At 42.4% G+C, this 15,549-nt stretch carries 11 protein-coding genes and 1 pseudogene; 11 read left to right on the top strand and 1 reads right to left on the bottom strand.

The genetic code is table 11. The features are described from left to right. The first annotated feature begins 410 nt into the window (after positions 1–410). The 11 genes from OH461_RS17130 (at position 411) to OH461_RS17080 (ending at position 15,035) form a co-directional block, all read left to right on the top strand. On the top strand, positions 411–1,454 hold the full coding sequence (locus OH461_RS17130; RefSeq protein ID WP_270021770.1) for a GMP reductase: 1,044 nt from the start codon (positions 411–413) through the stop codon (positions 1,452–1,454). Positions 1,455–1,671: 217 nt separating this feature from the next. Next, a complete protein-coding gene (locus OH461_RS17125; RefSeq protein ID WP_270021769.1) occupies positions 1,672–2,301 on the top strand; it encodes a DUF1826 domain-containing protein in 630 nt (209 codons plus the stop codon). 6 nt (positions 2,302–2,307) lie between these two features. Continuing rightward, entirely contained in the window at positions 2,308–2,760 is a 453-nt protein-coding gene (locus OH461_RS17120; RefSeq protein ID WP_270021768.1) for a Fur family transcriptional regulator, read from the top strand. A gap of 90 nt (positions 2,761–2,850) precedes the next feature. Beyond that, positions 2,851–4,197: a dihydroorotase gene (locus tag OH461_RS17115; RefSeq protein WP_270021767.1), complete on the top strand. Its 1,347-nt coding sequence runs from the start codon at positions 2,851–2,853 to the stop codon at positions 4,195–4,197. A gap of 11 nt (positions 4,198–4,208) precedes the next feature. Further along, entirely contained in the window at positions 4,209–5,222 is a 1,014-nt protein-coding gene (locus OH461_RS17110) for a CobW family GTP-binding protein (protein WP_270021766.1), read from the top strand. 181 nt (positions 5,223–5,403) lie between these two features. Next, positions 5,404–6,030: a DUF1007 family protein gene (locus OH461_RS17105; RefSeq protein WP_270021765.1), complete on the top strand. Its 627-nt coding sequence runs from the start codon at positions 5,404–5,406 to the stop codon at positions 6,028–6,030. Positions 6,031–6,038: 8 nt separating this feature from the next. After that, positions 6,039–7,115 carry a nickel/cobalt transporter gene (locus OH461_RS17100; protein ID WP_270021764.1) on the top strand — a complete coding sequence of 359 codons (1,077 nt, stop codon included), beginning with the start codon at positions 6,039–6,041 and terminating at the stop codon, positions 7,113–7,115. A gap of 162 nt (positions 7,116–7,277) precedes the next feature. Further along, on the top strand, positions 7,278–9,338 hold the full coding sequence (gene tssI, locus OH461_RS17095) for a type VI secretion system tip protein TssI/VgrG (protein ID WP_270021763.1): 2,061 nt from the start codon (positions 7,278–7,280) through the stop codon (positions 9,336–9,338). After that, complete coding sequence (locus tag OH461_RS17090; protein ID WP_270021762.1) at positions 9,326–10,057, top strand: DUF4123 domain-containing protein; 732 nt, start codon at positions 9,326–9,328, stop codon at positions 10,055–10,057. The genes tssI and OH461_RS17090 overlap by 13 nt, the downstream gene beginning before the upstream one ends. Continuing rightward, positions 10,054–14,823 carry an RHS repeat-associated core domain-containing protein gene (locus OH461_RS17085; protein WP_270021761.1) on the top strand — a complete coding sequence of 1,590 codons (4,770 nt, stop codon included), beginning with the start codon at positions 10,054–10,056 and terminating at the stop codon, positions 14,821–14,823. The genes OH461_RS17090 and OH461_RS17085 overlap by 4 nt, the downstream gene beginning before the upstream one ends. A 2-nt stretch (positions 14,824–14,825) precedes the next feature. After that, positions 14,826–15,035: a hypothetical protein gene (locus tag OH461_RS17080; RefSeq protein ID WP_270021760.1), complete on the top strand. Its 210-nt coding sequence runs from the start codon at positions 14,826–14,828 to the stop codon at positions 15,033–15,035. A 355-nt stretch (positions 15,036–15,390) separates the two neighbouring features. On the opposite strand, the pseudogene OH461_RS20100 reads toward OH461_RS17080, so the two are convergent. Beyond that, positions 15,391–15,518, bottom strand: a pseudogene (locus OH461_RS20100) (IS256 family transposase); the annotation flags it as partial. Positions 15,519–15,549 lie beyond the last annotated feature (31 nt).

Here is a 15,549-nt window from a genome sequence, read left to right as displayed (position 1 = left end):
TTTCGTACGAAATCTATAATAAAAAATTACTGAAAAGGGGGAGATTTGAGACCAACTTTCGCTTTAGGTCTCACAATTGGATCAAAAATTTGATTGGAGTGCCTCTCAAAACGCAAACCATTGCGCAAACGGTTAGTGTGGTCGGCTAGTTAAGTTGATGATAATTAAGAAAATGTCGGGAAAGTGTTTGAATTGCAGGGATTTAGGTTTGCAAGAAGTCGAAACTGTAGCATAAAAAAAAATGAATTATCAGTCTTGCGAGAAAGAAATCACAGCCTATAATGCTGAAAACCGGAGCGTCTGCCAACGCTCCGGTTTTTTTGTGTCCGAAGGACAGTAATAACGTCTGCCAACGTGATTACTACGCACTCTGATGTGACACATAGCTATATGAATCAAGGAATTACACAATGCGTATCGAACAAGAACTTAAGTTAGGCTTTAAAGATGTACTGTTTCGCCCTAAGCGTTCAACACTAAAAAGTCGTTCTCAAGTAAATTTAACCCGCGATTTTACATTCAAGCATAGTGGTCGTCAATGGTCTGGTGTGCCTGTAATTGCTGCGAATATGGACTCTGTTGGTAGTTTCGCAATGGCGAAAGCGCTAGCAGAACACGGTGTAATGACGGCTGTTCATAAACACTACACAGTAGAAGATTGGGCAGAGTTCGTAAAAGATGCTGATAAAGCCACTCTGAACAATGTGATGGTTTCAACAGGTACGTCTGAAGCTGACTTTCAAAAGACGAAAGACATCATGGCGCTTAGCGATGAGCTGATTTTCATTTGTGTAGATATCGCAAATGGTTACTCAGAGCACCTTGTTGAGTACGTTGAAAAAGTGCGTGCTGCTTTTCCTGACAAAGTTATCTCAGCGGGTAACGTTGTAACGGGTGATATGTGTGAAGAGTTGATCCTTGCAGGTGCAGACATTGTGAAAGTGGGTATCGGCCCAGGTTCAGTATGTACTACTCGCGTAAAAACAGGTGTAGGTTACCCTCAATTGTCAGCAATCATCGAGTGTGGCGATGCTGCACACGGCCTTGGTGGCGTTATCATCGGTGATGGCGGCTGTTCATGTGCGGGTGATGTTGCTAAAGCATTTGGTGGCGGCGCAGACTTCGTTATGCTTGGCGGTATGTTAGCAGGTCACGAAGAGTCAGGCGGCGAGTTCATTGAGCAAGATGGCAAAACATTCATGAAGTTCTACGGCATGTCTAGCCAGTCTGCTATGGATAAGCACTCAGGTGGTGTAGCTAAGTACCGCGCTGCTGAAGGTAAAACTGTTTTACTTCCATACCGTGGAAGCGTGCACGGCACTATCTCTGACATCCTTGGTGGTGTGCGCTCAACTTGTACATACGTAGGCGCAGCAAAGCTTAAAGAGCTAACTAAGCGTACGACTTTCATCCGCGTACAAGAGCAAGAGAACAACGTATTCGGTAAAGAATAACACTTAAAAGTTGTTTGAAATTTAACAAAAGAGCTGCTCATCGAGTGGCTCTTTTTTTATACCTACGTTGGGCCCAAGTTGATGGCAATAGGACGGAATTGACTCTCATTGATATGTAGCGGTAGCAAGAATATTGGTTATGTTATAACATAACCAATATTCAAGGTGCGATGATACGTGCCATTCTCCCAAGGTTGCAATGAAAGGGATTGCGTTTATGAGTATCAGCCCAAGCATAGATAAGGAAGTTGTTGAAGTAAGCCAACCTCGAGCAGAGGACAACAAAGCGTCTGTTTTATCTGAGATATATAAACCTGAGCATAACATTGCTATTTGGCAGCGAGAGCTATCTGCTGAACTGGCTTACGGAATAGAACAAATGGTTGAAGCCGACCATCAACTTGCCGTTGTTAGTATTGTTACACCAGACGATGCTGCCGAAGTAGTTAGCCGCAAACTTGGTGAACACTCATGCGTGGCTGCTTTAAGTGAAGACATTGCCCTTATCGTTGATATGTTCTGTTGCTTGTTCAACGTTAAAGAAGTTGGCTTACGGCTGACGGTCTTAGATAAACCAATGTGTCCGAGCTTTCATGTGGATCAAGTGCCTGTAAGGCTGGTTACCACATACATTGGGCAAGCGACGCAGTGGCTAGAGAATCAAGATGTTGATCGTTCCACCCTAACGGAGAAAAATGGCGCGCTTATCCAGCAAATAACGTCTGGTGATGTCGCGTTACTTAAAGGCGGCGGTTGGGAAGGAAATGAGGACAACGCGCTGGTTCATCGCTCCCCGCAGATAGTGAGTAATGAGCGTCGACTGCTACTGACTTTGGATATGGTCTAAATAGCAATGCACAAGTTTGATGCCATCATTGCCCATGTCGAGAAGCGCTGTGAGGCTAGAGGTAAAAGGCTTACTCCTCAGCGCAAGTTGGTTCTTCGGGCTTTAGTGGAAGCGAACAAAGCATTATCGGCCTATGAGCTTTCAGATTACTGCGACAAACATTTTTCCGAGCGTCTTCAAGCGATGTCAGTGTACAGAATTCTAGACTTTCTTGAAGAAGAACATCTCGCTCATAAGCTGAATGTATCAAACAAATATGTGGTGTGCTCGCACATTCTTGATGGCCATGAACATGGTATCCCGCAATTTCTCATCTGCTCAAAATGCAACAAAATCAGTGAACGAATCATCGATCCGACTACGATAACAGATCTGCAATTTCACGCCCAACAAGCCGGGTTTACCGTTGTTAGCCCTCAGTTGGAAATTAACTGTGTGTGTAACCAGTGTGCCGATTGAAGTGGATAGCGCTTGCTTAGCTACCACTCTCACCGAGTAGATTAATTTCATATTAACTAACTTTAGTCATAAAGGAGACCAAGAACAGCTATGTCTGCGACACTCATTAAAAATGCCCAAGTGGTGAACGAAGGAAAGGTCACCATAGCCGATTTACGAATTGTTAATCAAAGAATTGCAACCATAGCAACTACCATCGAGGCAACTAAAGATGACACGATAATTGATGCCAAAGGTGGCTATCTTCTACCCGGAATGATTGATGATCAAGTCCACTTTCGTGAACCGGGTTTGACTCACAAAGGGTCAATTCGCACTGAATCTCGAGCGGCAGTCGCAGGGGGGATAACCAGCTATATGGAAATGCCTAATGTGGCTCCTGCAACCACCACAATTGAAGCGCTAGAGAACAAGTTTGCTATTGCCAGTGAGAGTTCTTATGCAAACTACTCCTTTTATTTAGGAGCAACCGAAGACAATCTCGATCAAATTAAGCGACTGGATCCGGAGAAACATTGTGGGGTGAAGGTATTTATGGGGGCATCGACAGGAGACCTACTGGTCGAAGATCCACTGGCATTAGAAGCTATTTTCCAATACTCGCCAGTGCTGATTGTGACCCACTGTGAAAGTGGTGCAGTGATTGCGGAGAATACACAAAAGCTAAAGCAAGAAAAGTTAGAGCTTACGATTGATGACCACCCGGTATTGCGAGACGACCTAGCTTGTTATGCCTCATCTTCATACGCGGTTGAATTGGCAAAAAAGCATAACAGTCAATTGCATGTTTTGCATATTACAACGGCGAAGGAGCTTGAGTTATTTGATGCAGGGTCAATTGAAGGTAAAAACATTACCGCTGAGGCGTGTGTACATCACTTATGGTTTAGCAATCGAGATTACGCGACGTTAGGAAGCTTAATTAAGTGTAATCCCGCTATTAAATACCCTAGTGATCGTGAAGCTTTGCTCGATGCGCTAAATACTGGGCAAATCGATATCATTGCGACTGACCACGCGCCGCATACTTGGCAAGAAAAGCAGGTACCTTATGGTAATGCTCCTGCAGGCTTGCCATTGGTTCAACACGCTTTGCTTAGTTTGATTGATCAAGTGAGTTTTGGGCATATGACTATCGAGCAAGTGGTGCAGAAAACTGCACATAACCCCGCGATTCGCTACGGGATTGAGCAGCGTGGCTTCATTCGAGAAGGCTATTACGCAGATTTAGTATTAGTTGATCGTGAATCAGTGACGGAAGTGACTCATGAAAATAGTTTATACCATTGCGCTTGGTCGCCGTTTTCTGGCCATCAGTTTAGTTCAAGAATCGATAAAACGTGGGTTAACGGCCGCTTGGTCTACGCGAACCAAGCTGTAACTGATGAGCACGCGTCAGCAATGCGTTTATCATTTAAGCCATTCAGTCAGCGATAGGAGCGCGCAAGATGAGTTCAAACAAGCCTCCTATTTTAGCGGTTCCGACCAACATTATTACTGGTTTTCTTGGTGTGGGTAAAACGACGGCCATTCTCAACCTTATGGCGTACAGACCAGACAACGAACGGTGGGCTGTTCTCGTTAACGAGTTTGGTGAAATAGGCGTGGATGGCAGTTTGGTCAAGGGGCAGAAAGGCAATGTTCAGCAAGTGTTCATCAGTGAAGTTCCGGGCGGCTGTATGTGCTGCTCTGCTGGATTACCCATGCAAATTGCGCTTAATCAATTGCTGAAGGAGGCTAAGCCAGATCGCTTATTGATAGAACCTACGGGGTTAGGCCATCCGAAAGAAGTGCTTGAAGTTCTATCGAGCGAACATTATCGACAAGTACTTTCATTGCAAAAGAACATCACCTTGGTTGATGCGCGCAAATTGGAGCATACCCGTTATAGCCAACATGAGACTTTCAATCAACAGATTGCGATAGCTGATACCGTTGTCGGCAATAAATCGGATTTGTATCAAGAAGGTGATGCGCAAAGGCTGATGGATTATGTAAGAAACGTTGCAGGTTCTAATACGAAAGTCATCATGGCGGAACATGGGGTTTTCCCGTTTGCAGAACTGCAAGGGCAGAGTGCCAAATCAGAGGAGTTACCTCATCACCATCACCATGGCCATCGAAAAACTTTAGCTTCTGAAATCCCGATACCGGCCTCAGGCATGATTAAAGCAAAGAATAAAGGTGAAGGTTTTACTAGTGTCGGTTGGCGATTTTCTCCTATGAAAATATTCACCCGTAACAAACTGATTCCTTTGTTAGTGGAACTGGATGTTGAGCGAATGAAAGCGGTGTTCATTACTGAAAGCGGCGTGTTTGGCTATAACTTAACTCCTGATGGTTTAACAGAGCATGAGCTTGATGATAGCGTTGAAAGCCGCATTGAACTCATCGCTGAAAACATAGAAGACGCTTTTGAAGCGCAGCTTTTGAGTTGTTTATATACGCAACCTCTAGTGTAACTTAGCAAAGTTGAGAGGACTCTCTTTGTATCGTTAATGCATTTATTCGTTAAAGTAATAAGACGATTCCATGGTAATTATGACATTAGTATCCTTCTGCGCGACGCTCTCTGGTATAACCGGAAAATTGAAAACACTAATAGCGGTAAGACGCGTTTACTGTTCATTTAGGCTATTAACGATGCTGTGCGGGAGCTCTGTGCTTTTAGCGCTTCCTGCATATGCACATCCTCACTCTTGGGTATATACGAAAACCTACATATTAGGTGATGCTGGAATGATTACTGGCTTCAAAATGGAATGGACGTTTGATGCAATGACATCAGCGTATATGCTAGATGGCGAAGATACCTCTCCTGAAAACGAACAACAGACTTTCCGTCAGGTGTCGGCATCGGTCATGGAGAATATGCTATATCAGCACTATTTCACTTATTTCTATGATGGCGAAACGCCAATTCGTTACAAAGTGGCCCACAGTGATAAGTTAACCCGTGATCGAGCTAAGCTCGTCCTAAGCTTTGAGTTACCATTGGCTAAGCCAATTTCAGTTACTCGGGAGAGTTTACGTTTGCTCATCTTTGACCCAAGTTACTATGTCGATATGGCTTGGCGTTCCAATCAAGATGTTATTTTGTCGCCGGAATTAGCGCGCCAATGTCAATTAAAGGTTGTTGAGCCCAACCCAACACCAGAGCAAATGAGTTACGCGATGTCGCTTCCTCCTGAAGCAGACCCTGATAACACGTTAGGGCAGTTATTTACTCAAACGGTTGAAATCTATTGCGCATCCATTCCTCAGGTTTAGAGCGTATTATGAAAAGAAATTTCTCAGTTTCTCGCTACTCTTGTTTAGCAATAGCAGCGATTTTACTTCTTAGTCTTGGTTTGTATCAGCTATGGGGGGTGTGGCCTTCATTAGTGGTGACCAGCATTCAATGGCAACGAGAGGTGAATGCCCAATTGGCGGATTTGCTCTACGATGCGAAAAATAGCCCAGTAGCGGTAGGTAGTTATTTGGTGGGCTTTAGCTTTCTCTACGGAATGCTACATTCCCTTGGTCCGGGGCACGGTAAAGTCATTGTTACTACCTATCTTGCTACCCACCCAACCAAAGTGAAAATGAGTCTTGTGCTTACGGTTATTTCAGCATTAGTCCAAGCAATCGTCGCTATTCTGCTTGTGAGTGTTTTGCTATGGGGATTTCATGCATCGATGCGAGAAGTAAACCAGAAAGCGATGTGGCTAATCTCAACGAGCTATGCTTTTGTTACGGTTCTCGGAGCTCTAATCTGTTGGAAAGCCGTTAAACAGACCTATCAGTTAGTTAAAATCTCAAAACCTAAATTTACTCGTTTCGTTCCATTAAACAGTGAAGATCGGGTTAGTTATGACCAATGTTCAGCGAATTCGAGTTTAGAACGCTTGACAGGTTTACCCTTAATTCAGCCTCAGAAAAAGTGTCATTCCCATAGCCAAGAATGTGGTTGTGGTCATCAACATGTGGTGGATGCCTCGGCCCTCAACAACGCAGATACTTGGCGAGAATATATAGGTATTGTGGCAACCATCGGCATAAGGCCGTGCACAGGAGCGATCATGGTTTTGCTGTTTGCCAATGTGGTTGGTTTGTATTGGATGGGCGTTCTTAGTGCTATCGTTATGGCCGCTGGAACTGCATTCACTACTTCAATGATCGCTATTTTGACATTGACCGGTAAGCACATTGTTAGACGATACTTAAAAGGTGACAGCGGAAATCGTTTCATCAACATTAAGGTCGCGGGGAGCTCGTTACAGTTTTTGGCTGGCGTTTTTCTTGTGATTATCGGATTAATCTTGTTTAGCGGACAAGATTACGGCATGTCTCCCGTCTTTACGTTGCTCGGATAGAGCAGGCAATAAAATTTGCTCTAACAAGCAACTAATTGTTTAAGCGGGCAATTAGTTGCTCGTTATAGTGATTTGTTACTTTAAGTGATTGATATTTAATTGATAAAACTTGGCTCTATTCTTGCGCTATAGCCTTCTGATATGAGGTTATGAGGCACAAGGATGACACCACTAAATTTTGATGTTTTGGTTGATGGTATGGAAGAAGGCGATCTACTTCTTACAAAATACCATGGTTTCGAATCAATGTCGCAAGTCGCTTTAAACAATAACGAGCAATGTAACGGCTTTCGATTTGAACTCGAGCTTGCGAGTCGTATTAGCACTATCACCGCTGATCAAGTCGTTGATAAGAACGTTACCATCAAAATCATCCGAGAGGGCCAAGACGCTCAAGTTATTCATGGTGTGGTGAAAAGTTTTACTCGTAAAGATACTGGTCATCATCATACGTTTTATTCGATGCTGGTAGTGCCAGCTTTAGAGAGGCTTTCTTTAAGGCAAAATAGCCGTATTTTCCAACAACAGTCTGTTCCAGAAATTCTTTCCATTCTATTGCAAGAAATGGCAATAGAAGACTATGCATTTGCTCTAAATGGTCAATTTGAAAAGCGTGAGTTCTGCGTTCAGTATCGTGAGACAGATTTAGAGTTTTTCCATCGCTTAGCGGCAGAGGAAGGCTTGGTATATAGCTTCTTGCATGAAGAGACTAAGCATACGCTCTACATCAGCGACTCATCTGAACAACTGCCGTCTTTTGCTACGCCAGTACCATACAATGCGATGAGCGGTGGTATGGTAGATGAACCATACATCAATTTTTTCAAACTAACCTCTGAAGCCGCTCCTAGCCAAGCCTCTCTCAAGGATTACAGTTTTAAAAAGCCTGCTTTTAGTTTTCAACAACAGGAGCTGGCGACTCAAGCAGAATATCAGCTAACCGATAAGTATGAGCATTTCGACTTCCCTGGCCGCTTTAAGCAAGACGGAGTTGGTAAAAAGTTTAACCTCACGCGCTTAAGCGCGTTGCGTCGTTCAGCAATTCGTGCGGATCTAAAAAGTAACCATCCAAGCATTCGAGCGGGTTATAAGTTTGATTTAATGGAACACAGTAATGTCGAGTTAAATCGTGATTGGGTTGTGGTATTGGCTTCACATCAAGGTGAGCAACCGCAAGCTCTTGAAGAAGAGGGGGGAGAAGGTGCGACCACTTACGCAAACCAATTCACCGTTATCCCAGCAGATACCAATTGGCAAGCTCCGATATGTGCAAAACCACAAGTCGATGGCCCGACAGTCGCTATTGTCGTTGGTCCTGCAGGCGAAGAAATTTTCTGCGATGAACATGGCCGAGTAAAACTGCATTTCCCTTGGGACCGTTATTCAAATAGTGACGAGCAAAGCTCTTGTTGGGTGCGGGTGTCTCATGATTGGGCTGGCAGTCAGTATGGCTTAGTCACTTTGCCTCGCATAGGCCAAGAAGTGATTGTGGACTTCTTAAATGGAGACCCTGATCAGCCAGTGATAATCGGTCGAACGTTCCACGCATCAAATACACCGCCATATCCACTGCCAGCAAATAAGACTAAGACAGTCCTACGAAGTGAAAGTCACCAAGGTCAAGGCTACAACGAGTTGAGCTTTGAAGACCAAGCTGAGAGTGAAAAAATCTACCTCCACGCTCAAAAAGATCTCAATGCAGAAATTAAAAATGATGCAACCGCACACATTAAACACGATAAGCATTTGACCATCGACAACGACCAATTTAGTGAGGTCGTTAATCAGAACAACTTGACGGTCGAGGGAGAATGTCGCCTAAAGGTCGTGGGTGACAAGATAGAGTTCCTTGATAGTAATTTGTACCAAAAATCAGGTAAGCGGTTTGCTCTAGACGCGGCTAACGCTATTCACTGTAAAGCGGGAAGTAAAGTCGTCATTGAAGCCGGTAGCGAAATTACGCTTAAAGCTGGTGGCAGTTTTGTCAAAGTAGATGGCGCAGGTGTTCATGTTTCAGGGGCTAAAGTCAATATGAACTCCGGTGGTGGCAAAGGCAGTGGCCAAGGCTTTAGTGGTCAAGCCGCTCTTAAACCGGGTCAACTTGAAGCTGCACCTCCACTCCCAAATCCTATTTTAAGCTCAGCACAAGTTGCGACTATGAGTGCGGCTGCTCCTTTCTGTGAAGAATGCGAAGCGTGTAAGGATGGCGAATGTTCTGCGTAAAACAGTCACTTGATGAGCAGAACAATTGGTTCATCATTTTTAACAAAACCAGTGATTCAAATGGCTTAGCTGAGTACTACCGTTTAGGTGGTAAAGATGCATTACCCATTTGGAGTGAAACCCCATACGAAGATTGGCACGAAGTTATGCCGTATATTGCGGCATTAGATAGAGATTCAGGCTTTGTGGAATGGGTAATCAATGAAGCTAAAGAAGATTGGGGGATGTTTGTTGCTTCTAATGCCGAGATAGAGGAAGTGTGTGATCATCTACGCGGTCTTACTCAAGTATGGCTTTCTTCAAGCAACTATGCCTTTTTCCGATTCTTTGACCCTATGTCTTCCATCGATATCGCCAACTTCTGCAACGAACAGCAGCGCGCAGAGCTTATGGGGCCATGTACGTCATGGTTGAGCACCAAATCCCACTCTCTTAATCGAGAAGTCATTAAATACAGGCCAGAACGCGAGTTTCCATGGTGGCAGGTGCCTGAGGAAGTAAAAGAGAAGCTTGTTGAGGATACTACGGTGTTGGTGAATAACTTGATTCAATCCCTTCATGAAATCCAACCAGGATTATCAGCAAAGTATGGTGAACGTGTTCTTTTACGTAAAACTGAGCGTTTTTGCCAGCGTTATAAGGGTGAATTTGCGCAAATATTGGAAAAATTCGTACAGCTTATTCAGCATGAACAGAAGATGTTAGGGAATATAAAATGAAACATGAAGCCTTAGATCTATTCTTTGAAGATATTCAAAATCAAATTAATGATATCCCTAATATAACAAGTTCGTATAGAGAAACTCTTGCAAATAAATATTTTCGTACTTTAGAAAGACCAGGGGAGATGCTTGATCTCCCTTCATTTTTGGGTATGGAAAAGACGTTAAAGGCTAATGGTTCTGAACTTGATGTAGGCGTTTATGACTCTAAGTATGCTATTGAGGTAGTTTGCCCTCAAAGTGGGATGTTGGAGATCTCTGCGAGGTATGAGTCTATCTATCATGTGCCGATAGGAAATATCCAAGTTGTGGTGCAAAAAAATGAATGGCTCTCGAATTCAGAGCCAATAAAAGTACCGCTGGATGATTCGGGTAAAGGCAAAGTTGAAGGCTTAGAACCAGGAGCAACATATACCGTAACAGTTAATAATGAGTCAACGGAAAAGGACCTTGATGCATTGTTTGAACGTTACAATGGATTGGGAGGTGACATTTCCAATTGGATGAATGAGCAGTGGGTAACATTTAAACCTAGATGGAGCGAGGCTCATGCACAAAAAAAGTTAGAAGAAATGCTTGCTCGAAACATGAGTTTTTTTTCAGGTTTCCTTGATGGAATAAAACAGTTCTGGGAGGGGATTGTAGAAATTTACGAAATGCTGAAAGACCCTGTTAAGGCACTTGAAGGCAAGTATGAGCAATCTAAGGAAATTATTGAAGAAATTAAAAATGCTGCGGAAACTGCACCTAAGAAATATGAGCAAGCACTGCTAATTGCATCTGATGAGGCAGTAATGTGGTTGCTAACTAATAGCATTACAATTTATACGAGAATGTTTCCTACAGAGGATATCATCCTTGGTTTAAATAAATTAGGTGGACAAGCTTTTTTTGATTTTTTATTAGGACTTATTGGTGCTGTAATTATTTCTTTTGTTGCTACTCCAGTAGTAGGATTTGTTTACTTTTGTTGTCGAGTTGGTTTGGCTATTTACAAAGTAGTTTCAAAAATATTAGAGCCCATCAAAAAACTTATTACCAAACTGTCTAGTTTGGTTGAGAAATCGAGAGAGAAAAGCGAACAAGGTTACAAAAAATTAGCGTTAAATGATGCAAACGGTCAAAACTATAATAATGGTGAAGTAGAAATCGTTGCTGACAACAAACTAACGACTGAAGTTGTCGTCAAGGACAACACTCCCGATCAAAGTAGCCAATCAAGTACTGATAACGATAAGCCGTCACAGGATGAAAAGGACACCAAAACCAACGAAGACCCTATTTCCATGGCGACAGGAGAGGAACTTCTTTCTTTAACTGATGGTCGCTTACCCGGACTCATCGCATTTGATTGGAGAAGATTCTATCGAACTAGCTCTGTCGAGCGGAAAAGCGAGTTAGGTTATGGTTGGTCTCACGCTTTATCTCACTCTCTAACTGTCACCGAAGACGCAGTGAAGTGGCGTGATCATGAGAATAAAACAACGACATTTCCTAGACCATCTGAAATTAAGCCAATTATCACTAATACGTTGGCAAAATCGGCTATTTACCTCAGTGAAAACAGCGAAATTGTAATTCAAGATACTAATGGTCATTTTTACTATTTTGATATTTTAGGGGAAGTTGGCCAGCTTAAGCGTGTTGAAGACAAATATGGGCATAAGTACACGCTAGAGAGAAACAAGTTTACTCAAGTTATTGAGTCTGTGACATCTCAATCTGGATTACGATTTAAGTTTAGCTATGCAGGGGAGCTAATTCGTAAAGTTGACTTATATCATCGTAAGGAGGTCGATGGTGCCAAGCAATGGGTGTTCATACACACTCAAGTGAGCTATGAATATAATGCTTCTAAACAATTGATACGTGCAACGAATGCTAAAGGTGATTCAGAAACTTACAGTTATGATCAACATAACGTTATTCAATCCCGTCAGCTTGCAGGAGGAGTTGTTTTCTCTTGGGAATGGCAAGGTGAAGGTAAACAAGCGAGAGCTATTAGGCAATTCGACAGCTTAGGTAATGTCGATACTTCCTATAAGTGGGACGATGATTCTCATACTGTTGTTGTTAAAAACAAGAATGGTACAGAGCAAATTTATCAGCATGATGAGAATGCTCGTTTAATCAAAGAAGTGGATGCTAGCGGTGGTGAATACCATAACAAGTATGATCTAAAAGGACGCCTAGTTGAAGAAACTGATGCCGTTGGTAATTCGACCGTTTTTTCGTATAACGACAACGGTGATTTAGTGCAGCAAATATCTCCCTCTGGTCTTGTTACTCATTTTAGTTATATCAAAGGGCATATATTTAAAGTCAGTCAAGGCAAAGCAACGTGGCAGTACTCACGAGATAAACATGGCAATGTATTGTTGCAAACAGACCCTCTAGGTAATCAAACTCGCTATTCTTACAACTCCCATGGTCTTATTGAGCAGATACAATACCCCGATGGTTCTATACACAAATTATCTTGGAACAACAACGGCGAATTAATTGAAGAGCAGACAGCAGCAGGAGAGCTTAAGCGTTATCGGTACGACATTTTAGGTCGTTTACGATATAGACAAGATAGTCTTGGTATTACTGAGTATCATTTTGACAAGTTAGATAGGTTGATCAAAATGGTCTGCCCAGGCGGAAAGACTCGCCTATACGAATACAACGCTTACAATAAAGTCACCAAGTTCACGGATGAGCAAGGGCGCACCACAGAGTTCCAATTTGAATTACCTTACCATCAAGTTGGAAAAGTCGTTCAGCCAGACGGTAGTTCAATTAATTATAAGTATGACTCTGCTTTTAACTTTGTAAGTGAAATCGCTAACGAATCGGGTGACGTTTACAAAATCGAATATACGCCGACAGGACACGTTCAAAAAGAAATTACTTTTGATGGTCGGGAATTTGATTATGAGTATGATGCGCATACACAGCTCATCGCTAAGACTGAAAAAGGCCTAGAAGGAAATGAGTTAACCACACAATACCAATACGATAGCTCAGGGAATTTAAGCGCCAAAACGCTACCAGATGGACAAGTCATTACTTATAAATATGATGCTCACGGTCGATTATGTGAGGTGGATGATGGTCACTGGCCTCTCGCGTACAAATACGATCTTTTAGGCCGTTTAGTTGAGGAGCACCAGAGCTGGGCGACATTAGGTTATCAGTATGATGCTATAGGTAATCTAACGGGAATGCTGCTACCTGACGGTCAACTGGTCACGCAGACGTATCACCATGGACTATTGTCTGAAGTTGCATTGAACGGTGAACTGCTGACTCAGCATCAGTATCTAAAGAATGGTTTAGAGGCAACGAGAAAGTCGGGTAATTTAAGTACATCGTTCTTGTATGATGAACTGGGGCGGTTAACAGAGCAGTCGACCTTCCAAAACAACAAACGGACATTCGCACGTAATTACAGTTACACAGATAGCGGCAACCTCGCTCAAGTTGATGACTTACTCCGTGGTACCAAAGAATATCACTACGACCCACTAGATAGATTGACCATAGTTCGTGGTGATATTGAAGAGCAGTTCATCCATGACCCTGCAGGCTCATTATTAAGAGACAAAAATGCCTTGTCTCGACAGAACCAAATCTTAATTCAAGGTGATCGTCATTACGCTTATGATGAGTTTGGTAATCTAGCGAGAGAATCTCGAGGTAAGAACCAAGCGATCACTTCTCACTTTGAATATGATTCTAGCCATCGTTTAGAGAAGATTTCTAAGAGTGACGGAAGCAAAGCTCATTATAAGTATGATGCGTTTGGGCGCCGTATTGAAAAGTCGGTCGTTGATAAGAATGGCGTAGAAACGAAAACAGAGTTTTTGTGGTTTGGGGATAAGCTGCTCAGTGAGATCTGTGGTGAAGATTATAAGACGTACTTGTATGAGCCTGACACATTCAAACCATTAGCTCTTATTCAAGGGGAAGGTCCACAAGATTGTGAGGTTTATTACTATCAACTCGACCACCTTGGAACACCATTAGAGCTACTAGATGGTAACGGTGCGATAGCATGGCAGGTTGAATATAAAGCTTATGGTAATCTTGCGCGTAAATATGTCTCTCAGATAGAAAGCCCACTAAGGTTCCAAGGCCAATACTATGATGAAGAGTCAGGCTTACACTACAATCGATACAGATACTATAGTCCCGATTCTGGAAGCTTTATCACCCCAGACCCAATAGGGCTTGCAGGTGGGTTGAATAACTATCAATATGTAGTGAATCCGACGGGGTGGATTGACCCGCTGGGGTTGAAGCAGGTTGAGAAAAATGGTGTAGATTCATCTTCTAGTAAGCCCGATTTCTATGTCGGACCTGCAGGGCCGGAGTCTACTCTCCCAAGTACTGGTTATAGGTACATGGACTCCAGTTTTGCAGACATAACAATGGAAACAAAATCAGCTCCTCTAAGCTATTTTGGTTTCAGTGACTTTAAGAATGCTTCAAAAGCTCGGGATGCATTTCAGATTTATTATGATCCTAAAGACCCAGTTGGTTCTTGGTCCGATGCTAGGCTTAAAGGTGAGTTCGATACATTACAGTTATATGATAATGATGGAAAACCAATAGTTAGAGTACCGTTTGAGGATGGTGATAATGGTGAAAAATTAGAGCCGTTTACGAGTTTTTATCCTGATTTTGGTAAGGGTGGTGAATTCCAACTCGTTCCTTTGGATATGGAGAACAAACCTTTTATTAATTTTGATAACGTAACTTTGATTGACGAGTAAATATGAACCGAGCACAGCTAGAACAGAACCTAAAGTATCTTGTAGATAAATATATATATGATGATGTTTTAAAAAAACAAATATTTTCAGATATTGAAACAAATCCACATCCAATTGCTAAGTATGTGCTTAGTGAAATAAAAAATAATGGTAAGCCGATCGAATCAATAGATGCTTTAATGATAAAAAAGATAGCATTTTATTATATGTAGTGGCTAAAAATTGTTCTGATAGTTGCTTAACGTTGAGGTTACTTCTATCGGATTCACTCCGCCCATATTGACTTCTCTTATAGTGAACGAAAATGGGTACATTGTCGTGGCATAGTGAGGTTTGTAAACATATTAGCGATATTCTTCATTCCGATTCTGGAAGTTTTATTATCCCAGACCTAATAGGGCTTGCAGGTGGGTTAAATAACTATCAATATGTAGTCAATCCGGCAGGGTAGACTAATCCTTTGGGATTGAAGCAGGTTGAGAAGAGCTAAGTGTCTTTGACTGATGCTCTAAACCCTAAAACAAGGTTTTTTAAAGGTGAAGAAGCCGTTTAATACTTTGTAGTCTTCCCAAGGTACCTATCAATTTCCACATTTAATGCTGTCTCGACAGTCACCTTGGTTAACATTTTCGGAAGTCATCAAGATTAGATTTGGTCTTAACGTAATTAGCTGCTTCATAACCAAAAGCCCATATCCATACTGTGTTTAGACTTAAGGCTAGGCAG

It is taken from the genome of Vibrio sp. LaRot3 (assembly GCF_027587025.1).
GTDB lineage: Bacteria > Pseudomonadota > Gammaproteobacteria > Enterobacterales > Vibrionaceae > Vibrio.
Note: the sequence above shows the minus strand (reverse complement) of the source record. Positions and strands in the feature narration are given on the sequence as shown.